A 22,439-nucleotide genomic window follows, 5' to 3' on the forward strand; every position below is an offset into this window, starting at 1 on the left:
AGGGCCGCCTGAGATGTATGCCGACCCGCCGGCGCCGCAGCCGCTCCAGCCAGGGGAGACGCCGCCCGCGTCGTCCTCGCCCGACCCGTTCAGCCCGGACGGCCAGGCGAGCAACTGGCGTTTCAACCCCGAGTACCAGAAGCTCGTCGACCTCTGGCAGCAGACGCAGCCGCTGCTCGAAGGGCTCACCACCTCGCTCGACAAGGCGTACCAGATGGCCCGCAGCCGGGACGTCTGGGACGCGCCGGTCGCCGAGCGCTACGTCCAGGACATGACCGAGTGGCGCAACCGTCTCGGCATGTACCGCCAGGCCGTGCTGACCGCGATCAGCGACCAGGCGGCGGACACCCCCCGCTGGGTGCCCACCGCGTCCAGCGCTCCCCACGCCTACAGCTGATCCACGCCGCGGAAGTGCGGTGACCTGGCATCACGAGGCATACAGTGGGGAGATCGGTGGTCCTTACCGCGCGCGTTTCCGCGGGGGGAAAGGAGTGGTGAGCGAGCCATGCACGCGAAAGGGCGCGACCACGAGCACGCTGATGACTTCTACGGGCCCGATTTCTCCGAGCTTCAGCGGGAGGATCCGGAGATCGCCCAGATCCTGCTCGACGAGCTCGCGCGGCAGCGCGGCGGCCTCCAGCTGATCGCCAGTGAGAACTTCGCCTCCCCTGCGGTGATCGCGGCGCTGGGCTCCACGCTCACCAACAAGTACGCCGAGGGGTATCCCGGCAGGCGCTACTACGGCGGCTGCGAGGTGGTCGACCGCGCGGAGCGACTCGCCATCGACCGGGCGAAGGCGCTGTTCGGGGCCGACCACGCCAACGTCCAGCCCCATTCGGGCGCGTCGGCCAACCTGGCCGCGTACGCGGCGCTGCTCCAGCCGGGGGACACCGTGCTCGCGATGGAGCTCTCCCACGGCGGCCACCTGACCCACGGCTCCAAGGTGAACTTCTCCGGGCGCTGGTTCGACGTCGTGGCGTACGGGGTGCGGCGCGACACCGAGACGATCGACTACGACGAGGTCAGCGAGCTCGCGGTCAGGCACCAGCCCAAGCTGATCATCTGCGGCGCCACGGCCTACCCCCGGTTCATCGACTTCGCGGTGTTCCGCGGCATCGCCGACGAGGTGGGGGCCTGGCTGCTCGCGGACGTAGCGCACACGATCGGCCTGGTGGCGGGCGGCGCGGCTCCCTCGCCCGTGCCGCACGCCGATGTGGTGACGTTCACGACGCACAAGTCCCTGCGCGGGCCGAGGGGCGGGGGCATCCTGTGCACGGCGGAGCTGGCCGCGAAGATCGACCGGGCGGTGTTCCCGTTCGTCCAGGGCGGCCCGCTGATGCACGCGATAGCGGCCAAGGCGGTGGCCTTCGGCGAGGCGGGACGGCCGGAGTTCCGCACGTACGCCGAGCACGTGGTGACCAACGCCCGCGCGCTGACCGACGCGCTCGCGGGCGAGGGCATGCGCCCGGTCTCCGGCGGCACCGACACCCATCTCGCGCTGATCGACCTGCGCGGCCTCGGGGTGACGGGAGCGATGGCCGAGCAGAGGTGCGCCCGTGCGAGGATCACCCTCAACCGCAACACCATCCCGTACGACCCCGAGCCGCCCACGGTGACGTCCGGCATCCGCATCGGCACCCCGTGCGTCACGACGCAGGGCATGGGGGTGACCGAGATGAAGGAGATCGCCTCGATGGTGGCGCAGGCGGTGCGCGATGAGCGTGCGGTAGCGTCGGTGGCCGAGCGGGTGACGCAGCTCACCCGGGGTCATCCAGCGTATCCACGCGGTTAATGTGCTGTTCTGTGCAGTTTTCCGGTCACATCTGACCGGACAATCCGGGAAACTAGGTTCGTGCGCGAATACACTCTCATAGCGCTGGTAGCAGCGGCGGTCACTTATCTGCTGGTCCCGCTGGTCAGGGTTTTCGCGCTGCGCATCGGCGCCGCGCCGGAGATCCGTGAGAGAGACGTGCACACGGTACGCACCCCACGCCTCGGCGGCCTGGCGATGTACGCGGGCATGCTGGCAGGGCTGTTCGTCGCGAGCCAGTTGGACCACATCGGTCCCAAACTGGCCGATCCCCGGATGGGCGACGGCAAGACCGTCATCGCGCTGGCCCTCGCGGGCGGGGTGATCGTGCTGATCGGCTTCCTCGACGACTGGTGGGGGATGGACGCCTTCATCAAGCTCGGCGGGCAGATCGCCGCGGCCGGGCTGCTCGTCGCGTTCAAGCTCACCCTTCTGTGGGTTCCGCTGCCCAACGGGAACACCATCAGCCTCGACAGCACGCTGCAGACGACCATCACCATCCTGATCGTCGTGGTGGCCATCAACGCGGTGAACTTCGTGGACGGCCTGGACGGCCTGGCGGCCGGCATCGTCTGCATCGCCGCGCTGGCGACGTTCGCGTGGACCGTCGCGCTCACCGACAGCATGGACCAGGGCCGCCTCAGCGTCACTGCCGCCATCACCGCCATCCTGATCGGCATGTGCCTCGGCTTCCTGCCGCACAACTTCCACCCCGCCAAGATCTTCATGGGCGACACGGGCGCGATGCTGATCGGCCTGGTGCTCGCCACCTCGGTGGTCACGGTCACCGGCACCGTCGACTACAACGGCGCCGCCGGCGACATCAACCGCTTCCCCGTCGTGCTGCCGATCCTGCTTCCCCTCGCGGTGATGGTGCTCCCGCTCGCCGACCTCGTCATGGCGGTGGTGCGGCGCACCTCGTACGGGAAGTCGCCGTTCGCGCCCGACCGGGGCCACCTGCACCACCGGCTCCTGCAGGTCGGCCACTCGCACCGGCGCACCGTGCTCATCATGTACGCGTGGACGTTCCTGTTCGCCGCGACCGTCGTGGGCCTGTCGGTGGGCGGCGTGCCGCTGATCGTCTTCCCCGTCGTCGTGCTGCTCGCGCTGGTCGTGCTGGTGATGATGGGCCTGCCGCTCTGGCGTTCCGGCCGGGGAGGCCGAGGCGGGGGCACCCACGCCTCGCGGCGGGGGCCGGGGCCCGACTCCGGGCCGGCGGCGGAGGACCCGCCGGTGCCGGGCGCGGCCACCAGTTCCCGCGCGTCCGCGGCCACGGGCTGATCTCGCGGTCCGCCGACCACAGGTCGGTCCACTTCCTGACCACAGGTTGGTCCACCAGGTTCGCCAAGACGCGGCGGTGGATCATCGATTCGCCGGTCTACCTGCAAGAAAGCCCAGGTAAAGGCGCCCATTCCTGAGCTTGTGATACCTTTCACTAGCAGGGGGCGGGCAGGACTCGCCTCGCAAGGTAGCAATCGCTCGCTTGACAACTGTTTCTTGGAGCACCGATGCAGGCCAACGACGTTCGCGCGCTCAAAGGCGCGGCTGTACCCACCATCGCGGTCGGGCTGGTTGTCGTGGTCGTCGCCGCCCTGATGGCCGGAACCAAGGGTGCGCTGGGAGCGGCCATCGGAGTCGTCGTGGTCGCCGCGTTCTTCACCGCCGGCCTGGTCGCCGTCACCTGGGCGGGCCGCGTCTCGCCCCAGATGATGATGCTGGCCGCCGTGCTGGGCTACTTGGTCAAGGTCATCCTGCTGATGGTGCTCCTGAGCTCCTTCTCGGACGCCACGGCCTTCGCGCCGAAGGCCTTCGGGTGGAGCGTCGTCATCTGCACGATCGTGTGGACGATCGGCGAGGTGCGCGCCTTCCTCAAACTGAAAATGCTCTACGTCGACCCGGACGCCAAGGTCCCCGGACAAGGTGGCCGGTGATGAGCGTAGGATTCCCCGGGGCCGGTGTGGGGTCCGATATGACTAGTCCCCTGCACGCCTGCTATCGTCGTGCCCGCGATGAGCGAGCAGCGCAAGCCCGAGGAAGACGGCCGCGACTTCGCCAATGCCGCCTGGTCAATCCCGAGCACTCTGATCGCCGGGATGCTGGTCTGGGGCGGCATCGGCTGGTTGCTGGACCGTTGGACTGGCGTGGGCGCGTTTTTCCCGATAGGCGTCATCCTCGGGGTCGTGCTCGCCGTCTACCTGGTCTATGTGAAGTACGGCCGCTGAGCGCGCCGACCACATCCCGCAGTCTTCTGTTGATCCACCATCTTGGAGGGAACGCCGCGTGAGCGCGCTGACGGTCCTCGCCGACGGAGAGTTCGAGGCCCCCGGGCCTTCGATCTTCAACTTCCCCCCGCTCTGGCCAGGCGCCCCGGAATGGGCGTCCAAGCCCGTGCTGCTCGCCGTCGCCGGCGCGCTTATCGTGTGCGCGCTCGGGTGGGCAGCCTTCTCCAGGCCGAAACTCGTGCCCCGCGGCCTGCAGAACATGGGTGAGCTCGGCTACCTCTTCGTCCGCGACCAGGTGGCCCGCCCGTTCCTGGGCAAGGACGCCGAGCGCTGGATGCCGCTGCTGCTCTCCCTGTTCTTCCTGATCCTCCTCTGGAACGTCTTCGGTGTCGTGCCGTTCGTCCAGATCCCGATCGCCTCGCACATCGCCTTCCCGCTCGTCTTCGCGGTCACGATCTACGTGATCAAGATCTACCTGGGGATCAAGCACCAGGGGTTCATCGGCTACTTCAGGAACATGATGTTCCCCCCCGGGCTGCCCAAGCCCATCTACGTGCTGCTCGCCCCGATCGAGTTCCTCTCGAACATGATCATCGCGCCGTTCACGCACGCCGTCCGACTCTTCGCGAACATGTTCGCCGGTCACATGCTGCTCGCGTTCTTCAGCGCGGTCGGCTTCTGGTTCCTGTTCGAGAGGCTCACCGTCACGGGTGCCGCTGTCGGCGTCCTCGGCGTGCTGATGACGATCGTGATGACCGGCTTCGAGATCTTCATCGAGTACCTGCAGGCGTTCCTCTTCACGATGCTGGCCGCCATGTACATCGGCGGTTCGCTGCACCCCGACCACTGAGATCACCACTGACCTAGTCCAGACCGGTGAACCCCTCACCGGCCGACAGTAAAGGAAAGCATCACAATGAGCCTTCTTGCTGAGGTCTCCGGCAACGTCACCGCCATCGGCTATGGTCTCGCCGCCATCGGCCCCGGCATCGGCGTCGGCATCATCTTCGGCCAGGGTGTGCAGGCCATCGCCCGCCAGCCTGAGGCTTACGGCCTGATCCGCCAGAACATGCTGCTGGGCTTCGTCCTCACCGAGGCGCTGGCCCTCATCGGTCTGGTCGCGCCGTTCATCTTCCAGAGCATCAAGTAACGCGAACACCCCTGACGAAAGGCTGCAGCCATGCCTCTGGGAGCCAGGCTCCTCGCGGAAGCGGAAAACCCGCTCATCCCGCATGCTTATGAGCTCATCGTCGGCGGCTTCGCGTTCCTGGTCGTTTTCCTCGTCGTCGGCAGGATTCTCACCCCGCGCATCCAGAAGACTCTCGAGGAGCGGACCGAGGCCATCGAAGGCGGCATCAAGAAGGCCGAGGATGCCCAGGCCGAGGCCCAGCGCACGCTGGAGGAGTACAAGGCCAAGCTGAACGAGGCTCGTCACGAGGCCGCCCGCATGCGGGAAGAGGCTCGTGAGCAGGCCGCTCAGATCAAGGTCGAGCTCCGCGAGGAGGCCCAGGCCGAGGCCAGGCGCCTGGTCGAGGCCGCGCACGCGCAGATCGAGGCCGACCGCCAGCAGGCGTTCGCCCAGCTGCGCGGCGAGCTCGGCCGCCTCGCGACCGAGCTCGCGGGCCGCATCGTCGGGGAGTCGCTCGAGGACGAAACCCGGCAGAGCCGTGTCGTGGACCGGTTCCTGGAGGAGCTCGAGTCCGCAGGCGGGGCGGCGGTGCGCTGATGAGGGGCCTGAGCCGCACCTCGTTCGCCGAAGTCGAGGAGCGTTTCAACGCGGTGGCCGCGACGGCGGACCTCGGCCGCCTGGCCGAGGACCTGCACGGCGTCGCCGTCCTGCTCGACCGTGAGCACGGGCTCCGGCGCAACCTCGCCGACCCTGCCCGCTCCGCGGAGCAGAAGGCCGAGGTAGTGCGGTCCCTGCTGGGCGGGAAGATCAGCGACGCCGCCCTGGAGACGGTCGTCGCGGCCGTCTCCGCCAAGTGGTCCAGGTCCCCGGACCTTTCGGACGCGCTGGAGCGGCTCAGCGTCATCGCCTCGGCCGCCGAGGCCGAGTCGCAGGGCAGGCTCGACGATGTGGAGGACGAGCTTTTCCGGTTCGGCCGCATCGTCGAGGCCAATCCCTCGCTGCGCCTGGCGCTGGTCGACCCGGCCGTTCCAGGAGAGCCCAAGCGCCAGCTGCTCGCCGAGCTGCTGGGCGACAGGGTCGCGCCGTCCTCGCTGCGGCTGATCACGCAGCTCGTGCGGCACCCGCGAGGGCGTAGCTTGGAACGGGGGCTGGACACCTACATCCAGCTCGTCGCGGAGCAGCGGCAGCAACTTGTCGCCGTGGTACGCAGCGCGGTTCCGCTGAGCGATGCCCAGAGGCAGCGTCTCGCAACCTGGTTGCGCACCACGTACGGTCGTGACATCCACCTGAACACCGAGGTGGATCCGCGGGTGCTGGGTGGATTCTCGGTCAGGCTCGGCGACGAGCTGATCGACACCACGATCGCAGGACGTATTGAAGATGTCCGCCGCCGGTTGGCCGGCTAGGAGTGTCGAGGCGGCCGATGAATAGGGAGACTGAGTAGAGATGGCGGAGCTGACGATCCGGCCGGACGAGATCCGGGACGCGCTTGAGCGGTTCGTTCAGGCGTACGAGCCGGAAGGCGGGGCGCGTGAGGAGATCGGGACCGTCGTCGACGCCGGCGACGGCATCGCCCACATCTCGGGCCTTCCCTCGGCGATGGCGAACGAGCTGCTCGAGTTCGAGGACGGCACGCGTGGACTGGCGCTGAACCTGGACGTCCGGGAGATCGGTGTCGTCGTCCTGGGCGACTTCAGCGGAGTCGAGGAGGGCCAGTCGGTTCGCAGGACGGGCGAGGTCCTGTCCGTGCCGGTCGGGGACAACTTCCTCGGCCGCGTGGTCGACCCGCTGGGCAACCCGCTCGACGGCAAGGGCGGCATCGAGGCCGAGGGGCGCCGTCCCCTCGAAGTGCAGGCGCCCTCGGTCGTCCAGCGTCAGCCGGTGAAGGAGCCGCTGCAGACCGGCCTCAAGGCGATCGACGCCATGACGCCGATCGGCCGCGGCCAGCGCCAGCTGATCATCGGTGACCGCGGCACGGGCAAGACCGCGATCGCCGTGGACACGATCCTCAACCAGCGCGAGAACTGGGCCACCGGCGACCCGTCGAAGCAGGTTCGCTGCGTCTACGTCGCGGTCGGCCAGAAGGGTTCCACGATCGCGCAGGTCAGGGCCCGCCTGGAGGAGGCGGGCGCGATGGAGTACACCACCATCGTCGCCGCCCCCGCCTCGGACCCGGCCGGTTACAAGTACCTCGCGCCCTACACCGGTTCGGCCATCGGCCAGCACTGGATGTACCAGGGCAAGCACGTTCTCATCGTTTTCGACGACCTGACCAAGCAGGCCGACGCATACCGCGCCGTTTCCCTGCTGCTGCGCCGTCCGCCGGGCCGTGAGGCGTTCCCCGGCGACGTCTTCTACTTGCACTCGCGTCTGCTGGAGCGCTGCGCCAAGCTCTCCGACGACCTCGGCGCGGGCTCGATGACCGGTCTTCCGATCATCGAGACCAAGGGCAACGACGTGTCGGCGTTCATCCCGACCAACGTCATCTCCATCACCGACGGTCAGTGCTTCCTGGAGACCGACCTGTTCAACGCGGGTGTCCGTCCGGCGATCAACGTCGGTGTCTCGGTCTCCCGAGTCGGCGGCTCGGCGCAGATCAAGGCGATGCGGAAGGTCGCGGGCACGCTGCGCCTGTCCCTGTCGCAGTACCGCGACCTGGAGGCCTTCGCGGCCTTCGCCTCCGACCTGGACGCGGCCTCCCGCGCCCAGCTGGAGCGCGGTGCCCGGCTGGTCGAGCTGCTCAAGCAGCCGCAGTACACCCCGTACCCTGTGGAGAGGGAAGTCGTCTCGGTCTGGGCCGGCACCAGCGGTGAGCTGGACGACGTGCCGCTGGAGGACGTGGCCCGCTTCGAGGCCGAGTTCCTCGAGTACCTCTCCTCGCAGTACAAGGGCGTGCTCGACAGCATCCGCGAGACCAAGGACCTGAACGACGACACGGTCACGACCCTCAAGGACGCGATCACGGAGTTCAAGAAGACGTTCCAGACGTCGTCCGGCGAGCTGCTGATCCAGGACGAGCCGGTCGAGGCGCTCAGCGCGGACGAGGTCGGCCAGGAGAAGATCGTGAAGCACGTCCGCAAGACCGAGAAGAAGTAGCCGATGGGTGCCCAGCTAAGACTGCTGCGGCGGCGGATCAGGTCGGTCAAGTCCACGGCGAAGATCACCCGCGCCCAGGAGCTCATCGCCTCGTCGCGCATCATCAAGGCGCAGCAGCGCATGGAGGCGGCCGTACCGTACGAGCGCGAGATCACTCGCGCGGTGTCGGCCGTCCTCAGCAACACGGCGGACGTCGACCACCCGCTGACGGTCGCGAAGGACCAGCCGGTCTCGGCCGGCGTGCTGATCGTGACCAGTGACCGCGGCTTCGCCGGTGGCTTCAACGCCAACATCCTGCGCGAGGCCGAGGCGCTGGCCGGTCACCTTCGTGGCCGCAACGTGGCGATGAAGCCGTTCGTCGTCGGCCGCAAGGGCATCGGATGGCACCGCTTCCGCAGCCGGGAGATGAGCGGGGAGTGGTCGGGGTTCTCCGACAACCCGCTCTACGCCCACGCCAAGGAAATCGCGGGCTCGCTGGTCAGCGCCTTCGCGGACGAGAACGGCATCGACGAGATCCACGTCGTGTACACCCGGTTCGTCTCCATGCTGACGCAGGAGGTGCAGGTCACGCGGATCCTGCCGCTCGAGGTGGAGGAGACCACCGAAGAGCCGGTCGGGGGCCCGCTGCCGTACTACGAGTTCGAGCCGACCGCGGGTGAGGTGCTCAACCAGCTCCTTCCCCGCTACATCGAGTCGCGCATCTACAACGCGCTGCTCCAGTCGGCCGCCTCGGAGCACGCCTCCCGCCGCAGGGCGATGAAGTCGGCGACCGACAACGCCAACGAGCTCATCCGCACCTTCACCCAGCAGATGAACCAGGCTCGCCAGGCCGAGATCACCCAGGAAATCAGTGAGATCGTCGGCGGCGCCAACGCGCTCGCCGACGCCTCAGCGGGGAAAGAGTGAGAAACCACAATGACTGTTGAGACCGTCGCGACCGCTGTAGGTCGTGTGGCCCGCGTCACGGGTCCCGTCGTCGACGTGGAGTTCCCCGTCGAGGCGATGCCGGAGATCTACAACGCGCTGACCACCGAGGTCACCCTCGGCGAGGACACCAAGCTGCTGACCATGGAGGTCGCCCAGCACCTGGGCGACAACCTCGTCCGCGCCATCTCCATGCAGCCCACCGACGGCCTCGTGCGCGGCGCCGTCGTGAACGACACCGGCGGCCCCATCTCGGTGCCCGTCGGCGACGTCGTCAAGGGCCACGTGTGGAACACCCTGGGCGAGGCGCTGGACACCCCCACCTCCTCGCTGCAGATCACCGAGCGCTGGGGCATCCACCGTCCGTCCCCGGCGTTCGACCAGCTCGAGTCGCGCACCGAGATGCTGCCCACCGGCATCAAGGTCATCGACCTGCTCACCCCGTACGTCAAGGGTGGCAAGATCGGCCTGTTCGGCGGCGCGGGCGTCGGCAAGACCGTCCTCATCCAGGAGATGATCCGACGGGTCGCGCTGAAGTTCTCCGGTACGTCGGTCTTCGCCGGCGTCGGCGAGCGCACCCGTGAGGGCAACGACCTCTGGCTGGAGATGGAGGAGGCGGACGTCCTCAAGGACACCGCCCTGGTGTTCGGCCAGATGGACGAGCCCCCGGGCACGCGTCTGCGCGTCGCGCTCTCCGCGCTCACCATGGCGGAGTACTTCCGGGACGAGCAGAAGCAGGACGTGCTGCTGTTCATCGACAACATCTTCCGCTTCACCCAGGCCGGTTCCGAGGTGTCCACCCTGCTCGGCCGCATGCCGTCCGCGGTGGGTTACCAGCCGACCCTGGCCGACGAGATGGGCGTTCTCCAGGAGCGCATCACCTCGACCCGCGGTCACTCGATCACCTCCATGCAGGCGATCTACGTCCCCGCGGACGACATCACCGACCCGGCCCCGCACAACGCGTTCGCGCACCTCGACGCGCAGACCGTTCTGTCGCGGCCGATCTCGGAGAAGGGCATCTACCCCGCGGTGGACCCGCTCGACTCCAGCTCCCGGATCCTCGACCCGCAGATCGTCGGCGAGGAGCACTACCGGGTCGCCCAGGAGACCAAGCGGATCCTGCAGAAGTACCGCGAGCTGCAGGACATCATCGCGATCCTCGGCATCGACGAGCTGTCGGAAGAGGACAAGGTCGTCGTCCAGCGTGCTCGCCGCATCGAGCGTTTCCTGTCCCACCCGATGTACGCCGCCGAGGCGTTCACCGGCCAGCCGGGAGAGTTCGTGCCGGTCGAGGAGACCATCCGCTCCTTCAAGGGCCTGTGCGAGGGCGAGTACGACCACCTGCCCGAGCAGGCGTTCTTCATGGTCGGCGGCATCGACCAGGCCATCGCCAAGGCGAAGGAACTGGCCCGCTGACAACTGGGTGCCGGTACGGCCCGGCCGTACCGGCATTCGAGGAAGGTTTGTGATGGCAAAGCTCCGCATCGGCGTCGTGTCGCCGGAACGCGAGATCTGGTCCGGCGAGGCCGACATGGTGATTGCCAAGACCGTGGACGGCGAGATCGGTATTATGCCGAATCATGCGCCCGTGCTAGGTGTCCTCGTGGAGGGCGGTGTCCTCCGCGTGAAGCGCGCAGAGGGAGGCGACATCGTCGCCGCCGTCCACGGCGGGTTCATCTCGGTGGCCAACAACGACGTGTCGGTCCTGGCCGAGACGGCCGAGCTCGGGTCCGAGGTCGACGTGTCCGCGGCCCGTGACGCGCTGCAGCGTGCTCTCGCGTCCGTCGACGCCGACGGTGAGGACACCGACGCCCAGGTCGAGGCCAAGCGTGCCAGGGCCCGGCTGCGTGCTGCCGGCGAAGAGGTCTGACCGACAACGAACATGAAAGTGGGGGGCGACGATGGCGGCGCTGGACATTCTGATAAGCGTTGTGGCGATCGCCGTCCTCCTCTGCCTTCGCGGGCTCATGCTCGCCCGCTCGCGGGGCAACGTCGTATGTAGCCTCCGCACGGGAGACCGCGCCTGGAGGAGTGGGGTGGCCCGCTATGCGGGCGGAGAGCTCCACTGGATCCCGTTTCTTGGACTGCGACTGAGGCCGCGCCACGCTATCGCGAGGCGCGGCCTCACCGTTTCCACCCGTCGTCCCCTCGTCGGCGAGGAGGGCCCCGCCGGCTACTGGACCGTCGACTGCGCGGGCGTCTCGCTCGCGATGAGCGAGGACGCCCTCACCGGCTTCCTGGCCTGGGTCGAGTCGGCCCCTCCCAGCGCCCACCTCGACGCGGCGTAGATGTGTTTTCTTGCCTCGCTTCGCTCGGCGGCTCGAGGGGCGCGGTGCTATCGGGTGCCGCCGGGCTTCCAGAGGAGCTCCTCGCCGTTCGAGGCGACGCGGCAGATGATGAACATCAGGTCGCTGAGGCGGTTGAGGTACTTCGCGGTGAGCGGGTTCACGTCGTCATGGGTCTCTAGCGCCGACCACGTGGTGCGCTCGGCGCGGCGTACGACAGTGCGGGCCACGTGCAGGAGCGCGGGGCCGGATGCGCCGCCCGGGAGGATGAAGCTGCGCAGCGGCTTCAGCTCCTCGTTGAACCGGTCGCACTGCGTCTCCAGCCACTCGACGTAGGACGGCTCCACCCGCAGCGGGGGGAACTCCGGGTTCTCCGTCACGGGGGTGCACAGGTCGGCTCCGACGTCGAACAGTTCGTTCTGCACCCGGGCCAGCACCTCGGCGATCTCGGGGGACAGGTCGCCCAGCGCCATCGCCACGCCGATCGCGGCGTTCGCCTCCTCGACGTCGGCGTACGCGGCCAGCCGGGGATCGGTCTTGCTCGTGCGGCTCATGTCGCCGAGCGTCGTGGTGCCGTCGTCCCCGGTGCGGGTGTAGATGGTGGAGAGCACCACCGGCTTGTCGTTGTCAGCTCGCGTCATGCCGCCCAGCGTAACGGGCCGCCCCGAGACGGCCTTCGGCCGGATTCCGCCAGATATCGGCATAGGCCGCGGAAGGGTGGGCAGGGATCTGACGCGGCCTGTCAAGGTCGCCGGACAGAAGGAGGCGGCATGCCACGCCGGAGTGGTCCGGGATACCAGGTGGTCAGCGTCGGGTCGCGTCTGGACGTGGGGACGGTAGCGAGGCTGCGTCCTCGCCTGCACGAGGCGGTCGACACCGGCGACGGTGACATGATCGTCGACCTGTCCGGCCTGGAGATGATCGACGCCACCGGGCTCGGCGTGCTCGTGGGCACGCATCGCCGCGCACTGCGCGCGGAGCGCCGCCTGGTGCTGCGGGGAGTGCCCCCGCGCGTCATGCGGCTGCTCGCCGTCACCCGGCTGCACCGGGTGCTCACGGTCGAGCTTCCTGCCGCCGCCGTGGCCTGACCGCCGCCTCATCAGGGCTCCGAGGGGCCCGGGTGGTCAGGAGCCGAAGGAGCGCCGGAAGATGTGCACGGCGGTCTCGATGAGGTGCTCCAGGGGCGGCGGGGTGGGTGCCAGGACCCATTCGATCAGAAGCTCCTGGATCGCGCCCACCATCCCAAGGGCGAGCAGGTGAGTCCGGTGCGGAAGGCCGCCGGGGAGGTCCCCCAGGGTCTCCTCGATCATCTGGGTGAAGCCCGTCACCGCGCGCTGCCGGCGGGCGGTGAGGATGTCGCCGGCCCGCCGCACCTCAAGGTGCATGATCCGGGCGCGCCGGGTGTCGCGGGTGACGAAGGTGATGTACTCGCTGATGCCCGCCTGGATCCTGCTGTCCGCGTCGGGAGGCGCCTCGCCGATGGCCTTGGCGACCGAGAGGAGGGTCTCGCCGACGCAGCGGTCGTAGACCGCCCGCATCAGGTCCTCACGGCCGGTGAAACATTCGTAGAAGGCACGGTTCGAGATGCGTGCGGCCGCGCACAATCGTTCGATCGTGGTCGCGGTGAAACCCGCGCCGGCGAACAGCGTGTACGCGGCAGTGAGCAACCGCTCCCTGCGGTCGGCTAATCGCTGCTCCGCCGTCATTCCCCGGTAGTCGCGTCCCGTCGCCACTGCACACCTCGCGTCCTGCTGGCCCCGTAAGAACCCATCATTATGGACGCAAGATCGTTTTTCGGGAAGTATCGGGACAACTAGCTCTTGCGCCTGCCGTGCAGGAAGGTGATCACCTTCACGAGTCGGTCCAGGTCAGCGGGGGTGCGGCTGAAGGACGTCAGATTCATTCCCGGTATGGCGAAACGCTGCCTGGAGATCGCCTTCGGTCGGGCGAACTCGCGCAGCCCGTCCGCGCCGTGGATGCGCCCGAACCCCGACTCTCCCACCCCGCCGAACGGCAGCGAGGGCACGCCCGCGAAGGAGATGACGGAGTTGATCGCCGTCATGCCCGTGAGCATCGCCCGGGCGAGCTCCATGGCCCGGCGCGCGTTGCCCGAGAAGACGGTGCCGCCCAGGCCGTAGGCGACGGCGTTGGCCTTCTCCAGCGCCTCCTCCACCGTGGCGACCTTCCGCACCGTGATCGTCGGCCCGAAGGTCTCCTCCCGCACCGCGCTGGAGTCCTCGGGGACGTCGGTGAGGACCACCGGATCGACGTACGGGGGCCGGACGGACTCCGCGCCGCCCACCACGGCCTTGGCCCCCTTGGCGAGGGCGTCGTCGACGTGGCGCCGGATGATGTCGGTCTGGGCGGGCATGGTGATCGGCCCGTAGTCCTCCCCGCCGCGCACGGCCCGCGCCCGCTCGGTGAGCTCGCGCAGGAAGTCGTCGTAGACGCGCTCCACCACGTAGACGCGCTCGACGCCCACGCAGGTCTGGCCGGCGTTGGACATCGCGCCCCAGACCGCCGCGTCGGCCGCGGCGGCGAGGTCGGCGTCCGCGTCGACGATCAGCGCGTCCTTGCCCCCGCACTCGGCCACCATCGGCGTGAGGTTGGCGGCGCAGGCGGCCATGACCCGCTTGGCCGTGGCGGTCGAGCCGGTGAAGGCGATCTTGCGGATGCCCGGGTGCGCGGCGAGCGCGGCCCCGGTCTCGCCGAGGCCGGTGACCACCTGGAACACCTGGCGCTCAGGGACGCTCTGCGCGAACAGCTCGGCCAGGAGCGCGCCGACCCCGGGAGTGAGCTCGCTGGGCTTGAAGACCACGGCGTTCCCGGCGGCGAGCGCGTACGCGATCGAGCCCATCGGGGTGAAGACGGGGTAGTTCCACGGCCCGATCACCCCGACGACGCCCAGCGGGAGGTACTCCAGGGTGGCGGCGAGATTGATGCCGATCATGCCCGTGGGGACCCGGCGCGGGCCGAGGACCTTGCGCGCGTTGCGCGCCGCCCAGTCGAGGTGGGTGATTGCGAGCACCGTCTCAAGGGTGGCGTCGCCGATCGGCTTGCCCGTCTCCTCGTGGATCAGCGTGGCGACGCGGGTGAGGTTCTGGGTGAGGACGGCCTTGAAGTCGAGCAGCCGCCGCTTGCGCCGCTCGAACCCGAGGCCCGCCCACCAGACGGCCGCCTCCCGCGCGCTCTCCACGGCGGCCCGCACGGCTTCGGCGTCATGGAGGGGATGGGTGCCCACGACGACCCCGGAGGCGGGGTTCACGGAGTCGAAGGTGCGCTGCTCGGTAGCCGTTGACATGGCGTCTCCTTCTCGGCCCTCGCGGCCGCGCTTCCCGGACCACACTGCTTTCCGCCAGGGGATCTGGGGCCACCATAGCCCCCTCGTTGCGGGGCAAACCATCTCTCGCGTACTGGAATCCGTGGCCGCGCGGTCACAGGAGGCCGCGGCCGAGCGCCGTGGTGACGGCGGCCGTACGGTCGGAGACGCCCAGCTTGCCGAAGATCCGCAACAGGTGGGTCTTGACCGTCGTCTCGCTGATGAACAGCTCCTTGCCCACCTCGGCGTTGGTCAGGCCACGCGCGACCAGCGCCAGCACCTCGGTCTCGCGCCTGGACAGCGACTCGGCCGCCGGGGCGCGCATCCGGGTGACCAGCTTCGTCGCCACCGAGGGGGACAGGACGGTCTCGCCGCGCGCGGCACCGAAGACCGCCGCCACCAGGTCGGCCCGCGAAGTGTCCTTCAGCAGGTAACCGGCGGCACCGGCCTCGACCGCGCGCACGATGTCCTGGTCGGTCTCGTACGTGGTGAGGACGATCACCCGGCTCTCGGCGCGGTCGGCCAGGATGCGCGCGATGGCCCCCACACCGTCGCCTCCCGGCATGCGCAGGTCCATGAGGATCACCTCGGGCCGCAGCTCGCGGGCGCGCGCCACCGCCTCGTCGCCCGATCCGGCCTCCCCGGCCACGCTGATGCCGGGATCGGCCTCCAGCATGCCGCGCAGGCCCTCTCGTACCACGGGATGGTCGTCGACGATCAGCACGCGTATCACTGGAGACACTCCTCATGGGGAAGCCGTACGGTCAGCTCGGTGCCGCATCCCGGTGCGCTGTCCACCTCAAGGGTGCCCCCCGCCTGCTCCACCCGGCTGCGCATGGCGCGCAGGCCGTACCCGGTGGTGGTGGCAGGGCCGCCGAAGCCCGAGCCGTCGTCGCGGACGCGAAGCACCACCTCGTGCTCCCCGTACTCCAGGCGGACGCCCGCGGAGGACGCCGCCGCGTGCTTGCGCACGTTCGCCAGGCCCTCCTGGGCGGCCCGGATCAGGACGACCTCGATGCCGGGCGGCAGCGCGCGCGAGGCGCCCTCGGTCGCGAAGCTCGCGGGCATGCCCAGCTCCTCGCCCAGCCGGGCCGTGATCCTGCGCAGCGCCTCGTCGAGGGTGGATCCGTCGAGGGGCGCGGGGCTCAGCGCGGCGATCAGGCCGCGCGCCTCCTCGAGGTTCTCCCTCGCGGTGCGCACGGCGAGCGCGAGGTGCCTGGACGGGTCGGCCTGCGCCTCTGCGGCCTGGATGAGCATGATGATGCTGGTGAAACCCTGGGCCAGCGTGTCGTGGATCTCGCCGGCCAGCCGTTCGCGCTCGGCGAGGGCCCCGCGCTCGCGGGAGAGCCGTTCGATCTCCGCCCGGCTGGCCGAAAGCTCGTCGATGAGATCGGCCCGGTCGGCGCTCTGGTGGATGATGCGCGTGATCCAGGGCCCGAACACCAGCGCCACCGTGAGGCTCATCGCGCTGGTCGCGACGAAGGTGAGGACCCCGGTCAGGTCGAGGTCCGGCCGCACCAGGAAGCGGACGGCCGGTGAGATGTTGAGGGTCAGCACTGCCCCGAGCGCCCACCGGGGAGGCAGGAGCATGAACGCCTGCGGGCAGAGCGCGAAGAGCGCGAAGGAGGAGGCGGGGGCGATGATCGTGGCCGGGACGAACGCGACGACGACGAAGCCGGCGTAGACCAGCCCGGACCGGAGGTCGTACTCGTCCCCCTTGATCACCGGGCGGCCGACGGCGAGGTACGCGGTGGCGCAGACCGTCAGCAGGACGATCGCGACCACCTTGGTGGCCACCTCGGTGTCGCCGTCGATCACCACGAACACGACGGTGACCAGGAAGGCCACCAGGAAGAGGATCTCCCAGCCGCGGAAGGCCTCCCAGGCGTGGATCCTCGCGCTCCTGCGGCCCGCCGCGGCCGGGCCCCGGAACACCCGCGGCGTTGTGCGGGGCGTCATCCGTCGCGGCGGCTCTTCCAGCGGAACGTCGTCAGGCACAGGACAAGACCTCCGACCGCCCACGCTGCCAGGACGAGGGCCACGCGGTCCAGTTCGTAGGACTTCGTCACCTCCAGGGCGGCCCCCGCGTCGCCCAGGAACACCGACCTGAAGCCCTGGCACATCCACTTCAGCGGGAAGAACGAGGCGATATTGAGCAGCCATCCGGGGAGCTCGGTCGACGGGATGAACACTCCCGATATGAACTGGAGCACCACGAACGGCATGCTGATCACCGCCGTCGCGCTCCTCGCGGACCGGGGCAGGCTGCTGACCGCGATGCCCAGCAGCGCCGAGCCGGTGATGCCGAGCAGGAACACCCAGGTGAAGGTGGCCCAGCGGAACAGCTCGGCGGGAAGCGTCAGGTCGTACGCCACCACGCCGATGGCCAGCAGGATCGCGACCTCCAGCACGGCCACCACCAGGACATTCAGGATCTTTCCAATGAAGTACGCGCTGCGCGGGAGGGGGGTTCCGGCGAGGCGCTTCAGCGTGCCGTCGTCCCGGTCGACGGAGATGCCGATGCCGAGGTTCTGGAAGCTGGCGCTCATGACCCCCGCACCGATGAGGCCGGCGGTGTAGACCTGCGAGACGGTGACCGGGCTGCCCTCGAACGTTCCCTGGAAGATCGACCCGAAGATCACGAGCAGGATGATCGGGAAGGCGAAGGTGAAGATGACCGCGTCCTTCTCGCGGAAGAACATCCTCGTCTCGGCGACGCCCCTCGACCAGCCGAGGGCGACGACCGAGGGGAGGCGATGGGGGGCCGCGGCGGTGGCCGTGGAGGCGGTGACGACGTCGCTCATGGGGATACCTCGGGGGAGGGCGCTTGGGGGTGGGGGGAGCCGATCAGCTCCAGGTAGATGTCCTCCAGGGAAGGGCGGGTGACGGTCAGCTCGGGCACCTCGCCGTCGAACCGGCGGGTCAGCTCCATGACCGTCTTCGTGGGGGTGCCGGTGTCGAGATGCTTGCGCTCGCCCTCGTCGAGCCAGCTCACCCGGGCCTTGGCGGTCGCGCGTCCCCCTAATGTGGCGGGCCGGTCCTCGGCCACGATGCGGCCCCCCGCGATGACCGCGACGCGGTCGGCGAGGGCCTCGGCCTCGTCGAGGTAGTGCGTGGTGAGCACGATCGTCGTGCCGTCGTGCGCCAGGCTCTCGACCAGGTCCCAGAACCCGCGCCGCGCCTCGGGGTCGAAGCCGGTCGTCGGCTCGTCCAGGAACAGCAGCTCAGGGTTGCCGACCACGCCCAAGGCCACGTCCACCCGCCGTCGCTGACCGCCGGAGAGCTGCCGGACGCGATTGCCGGCCTTCTCCGTCAGCCCCACCCTGGCGATCACCTCGTCGGGGTCCCTGGGGTTCGGGTAGTAGCCGGCGAAGTGGCGGACGGTCTCGCGGACCGTCAGCTCGGCCGTGTCGTTCGCCGTCTGGAGCACGATGCCGACCCGGCTGCGCCAGAGCCGGGTCGGGTGCTGGGGGTCGGTGCCGAGCACGCTCACCTCGCCGGCGTCCCGCTTGCGGTAGCCCTCCAGGATCTCGACGGTGGTCGACTTCCCGGCGCCGTTCGGGCCAAGGATGGCGAACACCTCGCCCGCCTGGATCTCCAGGTCGACACCGTCCACCGCCCGCACGTCGCCGTACCGCTTGGTGAGGCCCCGGGCCATCACCGCTGTCTGCGTCATGCCTCGATCATCGTGCCCTTGCGGCTCGCGCGGCACCATCGAGGGGCCGACCCCTCTGTCCACCGTTCGGTGGACATGCGTGCTACGCGGGGGTGCCGATGGAGCAGTCCGGGGACCTCGGCGGCTCGGCCCCGGACTCGTCGAGGTCCGCCAGCAGGGCCGTCCACTGGGCGCCGATGACGTCGGGGTCGTAGTTGGCGGCGGTGCCCACGGCGTTCGCGCCGAGCGTGCGGCGGAGCTCCTCGTCCTCGATGAGACGGCGGATGCCCTCGCCGAGCGCGGCGGCCTTCTTGGAGCGGACGAGCAGGCCGTCGTGCTCGTGGGTGATGATCTCCTTCGGGCCGTGCGGGCAGTCGAAGCTGACCACCGGCACCCCCTTGCTCATCGCCTCCAGGATCGTCATGCCGAACCCCTCGTAGCGCGAGCTCACGGCGTAGATCGAGGACTTGGCCAGCTCGGCGCCGATCTCCGGGGTGCTGCCCATCAGGAAGACCTTGTCCGAGAGCCCCGCCTTGTCGATGCGGGTCTGGAGCTTCTCCTCACGCTCGGGCGTGCCGCCTCCGTAGATGCGCAGCACCCAGTCGGGATGCGCCTCCGCCACGGTCTTCCAGGCGTTGACCAGCCGGTCGAACCCCTTGGCCCACACGATGCGGCCGATGCCGACGACGACCTTCTCGTCCAGGGACGAGATGTCGCCCCCGAGGTCGGGGATGGCGTTCGGGATGCGCAGCAGGCGCTTGGGCGGATGGGACCTCAGCATCTTGGCGTACTGCTTCAGATCAGCCTCGGTGAGCGTGGTGAACGCGTCGAGCCTGCCGTACCGCCTCTTGATCTGGGCCTGGAGGCCGGGCCCGTGGGACTCCAGGGTGACGTGCTCCTGGCCGATGGTGAGAACCTCCGGCGGCGCGAACAGGCTCATGATCAGGTTGAACCCCGGCCGCGTCCCGATGACCACGCCACCTCGCAGTGACCGCAGGAAGCGGACCAGCCTCAGGTCCGTCAGCAGGCTCATGCTGAGATAGGCCTTCTCCTCCTCGGGCACCAGCCTGCTGGGGCGGCGCGAGAGGAACTCCGCGATCCGGCCGCGCGGGACGGTCCTGTCGTCCAGGAAGGTGACCTTCACCCCGGGAGGCAGCTCGAAGAACGGCTCCTCGGCCGTGCGGACGAGGCTGACGATCTCCACCTCGCGCTCCCGTGACAGGTAGGCGGCGAGATTGAGCACGGTGCGGATCGTGCCTCCCATGCCGTAGGCGTGCAGCAGCAGGATCCGGACGGTCCCCGTGCCGCGTGCCGGCGCCCTGCGTGCCCTCCTCCCGTTGACCAGCTCGAGCAGCCCTAGGGCCGCGCGGGCGAAAGCCTGCCGTGCCCTCGCTAACACGCCAAAGACTCCTTGCCGGGTGACGTCATGGTTATGCCCCTCGTGTGTCATATGCCATGGATCGCCGGGAGCATGCTTAATTCGAGGTGAGAGTAGTGAGTCCCATCACCTCGGCAGGTAAGAATTCGGTTAGAGCGCCCCTTACCAGCCCCCGCTTTCATGATCTAGACGATCGACGGCACCCGAAGCGTTGCATTTGTTTTCCACAAATTCTCGGAGTAGCCGGACAACTACCTACCGGGAGGTCGCGGAGGTGCTCGCCGAGGGGCAGGCGCGCGGGGAGCTCCCGCCCGGGCTCGTGCCCGCCGAGACGGCCGCGACGATCGTGGCGGTGCTGCAGGGCGGTTACGTGCTGGCGCGGGCCGCCGGGTCCGCGGAGCCGTTCGACCAGGCGATCAGGGGTGTGCTCGCGCTGCTCTCCTCGCAGGCCCGCTGAAGCGGATTCGACCGGAAGGTTCTCATGCACGCCATGCAGTACGAGATAACGCTGCCCGCCGATTACGACATGGCCATAATCCGCCACCGGGTAGCCACCACTGGTAGCCGATCGGCGCCGCCGGGCCGTACGGGCGTGCCTTCCGCGCGGGAAGGCACGCCCTGCAGGCCGGCGGCCGACGTAAGATGAGCCGGCCGCCGGTCGGGCGGGCTCAGGCGAACGGCACCAGGAACTCGCGGGGGCTCAGCGCGCGCGACATGATGCGCACATCACCGATCCAGCCGTAGAAGCCCTGGCCGTACTGCTCCGCGAACTGGGTGCCGCCGATGGCGAAGGGCTTGCCCAGCGTGGTGATGCCGTTCGACTCCTGGGTCGGATTGCGGGCGATCTTCGAGCCGTCGACGTAGATCACGGTGCGCCGTTTGTCGTTGACCACCGCGATGTGCATCCATCGTCCGATGGGCAGGGCGTGGCTCCACGAGGTGGGGTCCGCGTCACGGTGCAGGGGGTAGACGACGTACTGCAGGAACCGCTCGGGGGAGAGGTTCAGGCTGCAGGTCGGCTCGTCCGGTGACCAGCCGCTCGTCTTCCCCGCATCGCCGTTGCGTCCCTCCCAGCTCAGAATGCCCATCCAGGCGTGGTCGCCCTCGAACGGCTCGGGAAGCTTGACGAACGCCTCGATCGTGTAGCCGGACTCGAACTTCGTGCTGTTGATCGGCGCGTTCGCCGCCGTTCTCAGCACCGCGCCGCGATCGGGGTTCTTCCCCCCGTCGAAGCGAAGGCTCGCGTGCGCCGGCTGCCCTTCGTGATGTCCGGACGACCACGTCAAGACCTCAGGGGAGCTGGAATGCAGCCGGCCCACGGTGAGGTCGTTCCCCCTGCCGGTGAGGTCGCGCGCCACGGTGCCGTCGGCGATCACGCCGCCGTCTCGCCCGGTTCCCTGGATGCCGGACTCGTCGAATCGCCAGTACGCCACGGTGCCCTTCGGCATCACCGCGGCGGCCGGCCGCGGCGCGGGGAGCACGCGCGGGGCGAAGCCCTTGAAGCGCTCGTCGAAGTCGATCTCGAGGCTGAACCGGTCCGCGGGGCCGGTCAGTTCGAGCGTCTCGGCCTCCAGCGGCGCCCGCCGCCCCGGGTCGCGGGCCAGAAGCCAGGGCGAGAACGTCTCGACGTCGATCACCTTGCGTACGAGGTCGAACGTGTAGAGACGGATCATCGCGGCGCCGCCGTAGTAGCGGTCCTGGTAGTTGGTGATGTGGACGTGGACCTCGTTGCCCGCGTCGTTCTTCAGGACCGTGCGTCCCGGCGGCCAGTAGTGGCCGTTGAGGGTGAGGAAGATCTGGTCATTGCGGCGGATGAACCGATCCCACAGTCTTTGCCCGTAGTCAGAGAGATAGGCCTGTCCGGAGTCGTCCGCCCAGGCGAGCTCGTGCGTGGTGAGGATGACGGGAAGCGTCCGGTTGGCGTCGATGACGCCCTGTGCCCATCCCAGCCCTCTGTCCGAGATCCGCCAGTCCAGCGCCAGCACGAGCCATCGGCGACCGGCGGCGTGCACGACGTGGTAGCTGTTGTAGCCGTCCGGAGACGCGCCGCCGAACGTCGGCGCCTTGGCGAAGCGATGCGGACCGAAGGCCCGCAGGTAGGCCGAGTCGCCACGCTGGTCGTCCGTGGACGATCGGATGTCGTGGTTGCCGGCTAGGACGCTGTAGGGCACCTTTCCGTCGATGCTCCGGAACGTGTCGCCCGCGAGTTCGATCTCGTGCTCGCTGCCATGCTCGGTCACGTCGCCAAGATGCGTCATAAAAGCGACATTTCCTGACTTGCGTTCCTCGATCAGGTAGCGGAACGTCTCCCGCAGCGGGGCCGGGTCGGAACTGTCCTCGTCGAAGAGGTACTGGGTGTCCGGTAGCACGGCGACCGCGAAACGAGGGCTGTCCTCGTCGAAGCGGCCGGGCCGGTTCGACGAGGCGTACGCCGGCGTGGCGCCCAGCCCGGTGGTCGAGGCGGCCGCCGCGACGGGGGCGGCGATCGCCGCCTGCAGCAGGGCGCGGCGCCCGACTCCGCCGGGTTCGGGATGGTGATCCATGTGTGCACTCCAAAGGCTTGCCGAAAACCTCAAGCACACTGCTGGTCCCACGTGGCACTTTGGTGGCGCACGAGG

26 protein-coding genes are annotated in these 22,439 nt (G+C 69.1%); 17 read left to right on the forward strand and 9 right to left on the reverse strand.

All coding sequences use genetic code 11. From position 1 onward, the window contains the following. The first annotated feature begins 13 nt into the window (after positions 1-13). The 14 genes from ACOZ38_RS08585 to ACOZ38_RS08650 all read left to right on the forward strand — a co-directional run bounded on the left by ACOZ38_RS08585 (position 14) and on the right by ACOZ38_RS08650 (position 11,472). Complete coding sequence (locus ACOZ38_RS08585) at positions 14-397, forward strand: hypothetical protein (RefSeq protein WP_424529562.1); 384 nt, start codon at positions 14-16, stop codon at positions 395-397. A gap of 108 nt (positions 398-505) precedes the next feature. Then, a complete protein-coding gene (gene glyA / locus ACOZ38_RS08590) occupies positions 506-1,792 on the forward strand; it encodes a serine hydroxymethyltransferase (protein WP_424529563.1) in 1,287 nt (428 codons plus the stop codon). A 60-nt stretch (positions 1,793-1,852) separates the two neighbouring features. Continuing rightward, positions 1,853-3,091: a glycosyltransferase family 4 protein gene (locus ACOZ38_RS08595; RefSeq protein ID WP_424529564.1), complete on the forward strand. Its 1,239-nt coding sequence runs from the start codon at positions 1,853-1,855 to the stop codon at positions 3,089-3,091. 227 nt (positions 3,092-3,318) lie between these two features. Further along, positions 3,319-3,741 carry a hypothetical protein gene (locus ACOZ38_RS08600; protein WP_424529565.1) on the forward strand — a complete coding sequence of 141 codons (423 nt, stop codon included), beginning with the start codon at positions 3,319-3,321 and terminating at the stop codon, positions 3,739-3,741. 78 nt (positions 3,742-3,819) lie between these two features. Next, positions 3,820-4,032 carry an AtpZ/AtpI family protein gene (locus ACOZ38_RS08605; RefSeq protein ID WP_405145222.1) on the forward strand — a complete coding sequence of 71 codons (213 nt, stop codon included), beginning with the start codon at positions 3,820-3,822 and terminating at the stop codon, positions 4,030-4,032. A gap of 58 nt (positions 4,033-4,090) precedes the next feature. Beyond that, complete coding sequence (gene atpB, locus ACOZ38_RS08610) at positions 4,091-4,882, forward strand: F0F1 ATP synthase subunit A (RefSeq protein WP_424529566.1); 792 nt, start codon at positions 4,091-4,093, stop codon at positions 4,880-4,882. A 66-nt stretch (positions 4,883-4,948) separates the two neighbouring features. Beyond that, the gene (gene atpE / locus ACOZ38_RS08615; RefSeq protein WP_405145224.1) at positions 4,949-5,182 is read left to right on the forward strand and encodes an ATP synthase F0 subunit C; all 234 of its coding nucleotides are present in this window, start codon (positions 4,949-4,951) and stop codon (positions 5,180-5,182) included. A 30-nt stretch (positions 5,183-5,212) separates the two neighbouring features. After that, positions 5,213-5,758: a F0F1 ATP synthase subunit B gene (locus ACOZ38_RS08620; protein ID WP_424529567.1), complete on the forward strand. Its 546-nt coding sequence runs from the start codon at positions 5,213-5,215 to the stop codon at positions 5,756-5,758. After that, positions 5,758-6,567: a F0F1 ATP synthase subunit delta gene (locus ACOZ38_RS08625; protein ID WP_424529568.1), complete on the forward strand. Its 810-nt coding sequence runs from the start codon at positions 5,758-5,760 to the stop codon at positions 6,565-6,567. Before ACOZ38_RS08620 ends, ACOZ38_RS08625 begins: the two co-directional genes overlap by 1 nt. Positions 6,568-6,607: 40 nt before the next feature. Further along, a complete protein-coding gene (gene atpA, locus ACOZ38_RS08630; protein WP_424529569.1) occupies positions 6,608-8,257 on the forward strand; it encodes a F0F1 ATP synthase subunit alpha in 1,650 nt (549 codons plus the stop codon). 3 nt (positions 8,258-8,260) lie between these two features. Next, the gene (locus ACOZ38_RS08635; protein ID WP_424529570.1) at positions 8,261-9,163 is read left to right on the forward strand and encodes a F0F1 ATP synthase subunit gamma; all 903 of its coding nucleotides are present in this window, start codon (positions 8,261-8,263) and stop codon (positions 9,161-9,163) included. Positions 9,164-9,172: 9 nt separating this feature from the next. Continuing rightward, the gene (gene atpD, locus ACOZ38_RS08640; RefSeq protein WP_424529571.1) at positions 9,173-10,600 is read left to right on the forward strand and encodes a F0F1 ATP synthase subunit beta; all 1,428 of its coding nucleotides are present in this window, start codon (positions 9,173-9,175) and stop codon (positions 10,598-10,600) included. A 52-nt stretch (positions 10,601-10,652) separates the two neighbouring features. After that, positions 10,653-11,054 carry a F0F1 ATP synthase subunit epsilon gene (locus tag ACOZ38_RS08645; protein WP_424529572.1) on the forward strand — a complete coding sequence of 134 codons (402 nt, stop codon included), beginning with the start codon at positions 10,653-10,655 and terminating at the stop codon, positions 11,052-11,054. A gap of 61 nt (positions 11,055-11,115) precedes the next feature. After that, positions 11,116-11,472 carry a DUF2550 domain-containing protein gene (locus tag ACOZ38_RS08650; protein ID WP_424529573.1) on the forward strand — a complete coding sequence of 119 codons (357 nt, stop codon included), beginning with the start codon at positions 11,116-11,118 and terminating at the stop codon, positions 11,470-11,472. A 47-nt stretch (positions 11,473-11,519) separates the two neighbouring features. Here the strand turns inward: ACOZ38_RS08650 and ACOZ38_RS08655 are convergent, their stop codons facing one another. Next, the gene (locus ACOZ38_RS08655; protein WP_424529574.1) at positions 11,520-12,110 is read right to left on the reverse strand and encodes a cob(I)yrinic acid a,c-diamide adenosyltransferase; all 591 of its coding nucleotides are present in this window, start codon (positions 12,108-12,110) and stop codon (positions 11,520-11,522) included. A 129-nt stretch (positions 12,111-12,239) separates the two neighbouring features. Here ACOZ38_RS08655 and ACOZ38_RS08660 point away from each other — a divergent pair, with 129 nt between their 5' ends. After that, the gene (locus ACOZ38_RS08660; protein ID WP_424529575.1) at positions 12,240-12,557 is read left to right on the forward strand and encodes an STAS domain-containing protein; all 318 of its coding nucleotides are present in this window, start codon (positions 12,240-12,242) and stop codon (positions 12,555-12,557) included. A gap of 36 nt (positions 12,558-12,593) precedes the next feature. On the opposite strand, the gene ACOZ38_RS08665 is transcribed toward ACOZ38_RS08660, so the two are convergent. From ACOZ38_RS08665 to ACOZ38_RS08695, 7 genes are all read right to left on the reverse strand, one after another. Continuing rightward, complete coding sequence (locus tag ACOZ38_RS08665) at positions 12,594-13,202, reverse strand: TetR/AcrR family transcriptional regulator (RefSeq protein WP_424529576.1); 609 nt, start codon at positions 13,200-13,202, stop codon at positions 12,594-12,596. Positions 13,203-13,282: 80 nt separating this feature from the next. Then, positions 13,283-14,770, reverse strand: coding sequence for an aldehyde dehydrogenase family protein (locus ACOZ38_RS08670; protein WP_424529577.1), 1,488 nt, complete (start codon positions 14,768-14,770; stop codon positions 13,283-13,285). Positions 14,771-14,903: 133 nt separating this feature from the next. After that, complete coding sequence (locus ACOZ38_RS08675) at positions 14,904-15,521, reverse strand: response regulator (RefSeq protein ID WP_405145236.1); 618 nt, start codon at positions 15,519-15,521, stop codon at positions 14,904-14,906. Continuing rightward, the gene (locus tag ACOZ38_RS08680) at positions 15,518-16,747 is read right to left on the reverse strand and encodes a sensor histidine kinase (RefSeq protein ID WP_424529578.1); all 1,230 of its coding nucleotides are present in this window, start codon (positions 16,745-16,747) and stop codon (positions 15,518-15,520) included. Before ACOZ38_RS08680 ends, ACOZ38_RS08675 begins: the two co-directional genes overlap by 4 nt. Beyond that, positions 16,744-17,592, reverse strand: a complete 849-nt coding sequence (locus tag ACOZ38_RS08685; protein WP_424529579.1) for an ABC transporter permease — start codon at positions 17,590-17,592, stop codon at positions 16,744-16,746. The genes ACOZ38_RS08680 and ACOZ38_RS08685 overlap by 4 nt, the downstream gene beginning before the upstream one ends. After that, positions 17,589-18,464, reverse strand: coding sequence for an ABC transporter ATP-binding protein (locus tag ACOZ38_RS08690; RefSeq protein ID WP_424529580.1), 876 nt, complete (start codon positions 18,462-18,464; stop codon positions 17,589-17,591). Before ACOZ38_RS08690 ends, ACOZ38_RS08685 begins: the two co-directional genes overlap by 4 nt. 82 nt (positions 18,465-18,546) lie before the next feature. Then, complete coding sequence (locus ACOZ38_RS08695; RefSeq protein WP_424529581.1) at positions 18,547-19,842, reverse strand: glycosyltransferase family 4 protein; 1,296 nt, start codon at positions 19,840-19,842, stop codon at positions 18,547-18,549. Between the two features lie 253 nt (positions 19,843-20,095). On the opposite strand from ACOZ38_RS08695, the gene ACOZ38_RS08700 reads away from it, so the two are divergent. Together ACOZ38_RS08700 and ACOZ38_RS08705 are read left to right on the forward strand one after the other, a co-directional pair. Beyond that, complete coding sequence (locus ACOZ38_RS08700) at positions 20,096-20,278, forward strand: TetR family transcriptional regulator C-terminal domain-containing protein (protein WP_424529582.1); 183 nt, start codon at positions 20,096-20,098, stop codon at positions 20,276-20,278. Between the two features lie 33 nt (positions 20,279-20,311). Next, positions 20,312-20,467, forward strand: a complete 156-nt coding sequence (locus tag ACOZ38_RS08705; protein WP_424529583.1) for a DUF4865 family protein — start codon at positions 20,312-20,314, stop codon at positions 20,465-20,467. Between the two features lie 22 nt (positions 20,468-20,489). Here ACOZ38_RS08705 and ACOZ38_RS08710 read toward each other — a convergent pair whose 3' ends face one another. Next, the gene (locus tag ACOZ38_RS08710) at positions 20,490-22,364 is read right to left on the reverse strand and encodes a LamG-like jellyroll fold domain-containing protein (RefSeq protein WP_424529584.1); all 1,875 of its coding nucleotides are present in this window, start codon (positions 22,362-22,364) and stop codon (positions 20,490-20,492) included. Between the last annotated feature and the right edge of the window lie 75 nt (positions 22,365-22,439).

It is taken from the genome of Sphaerisporangium viridialbum (assembly GCF_049674955.1).
Lineage (GTDB): Bacteria > Actinomycetota > Actinomycetes > Streptosporangiales > Streptosporangiaceae > Sphaerisporangium > Sphaerisporangium viridialbum.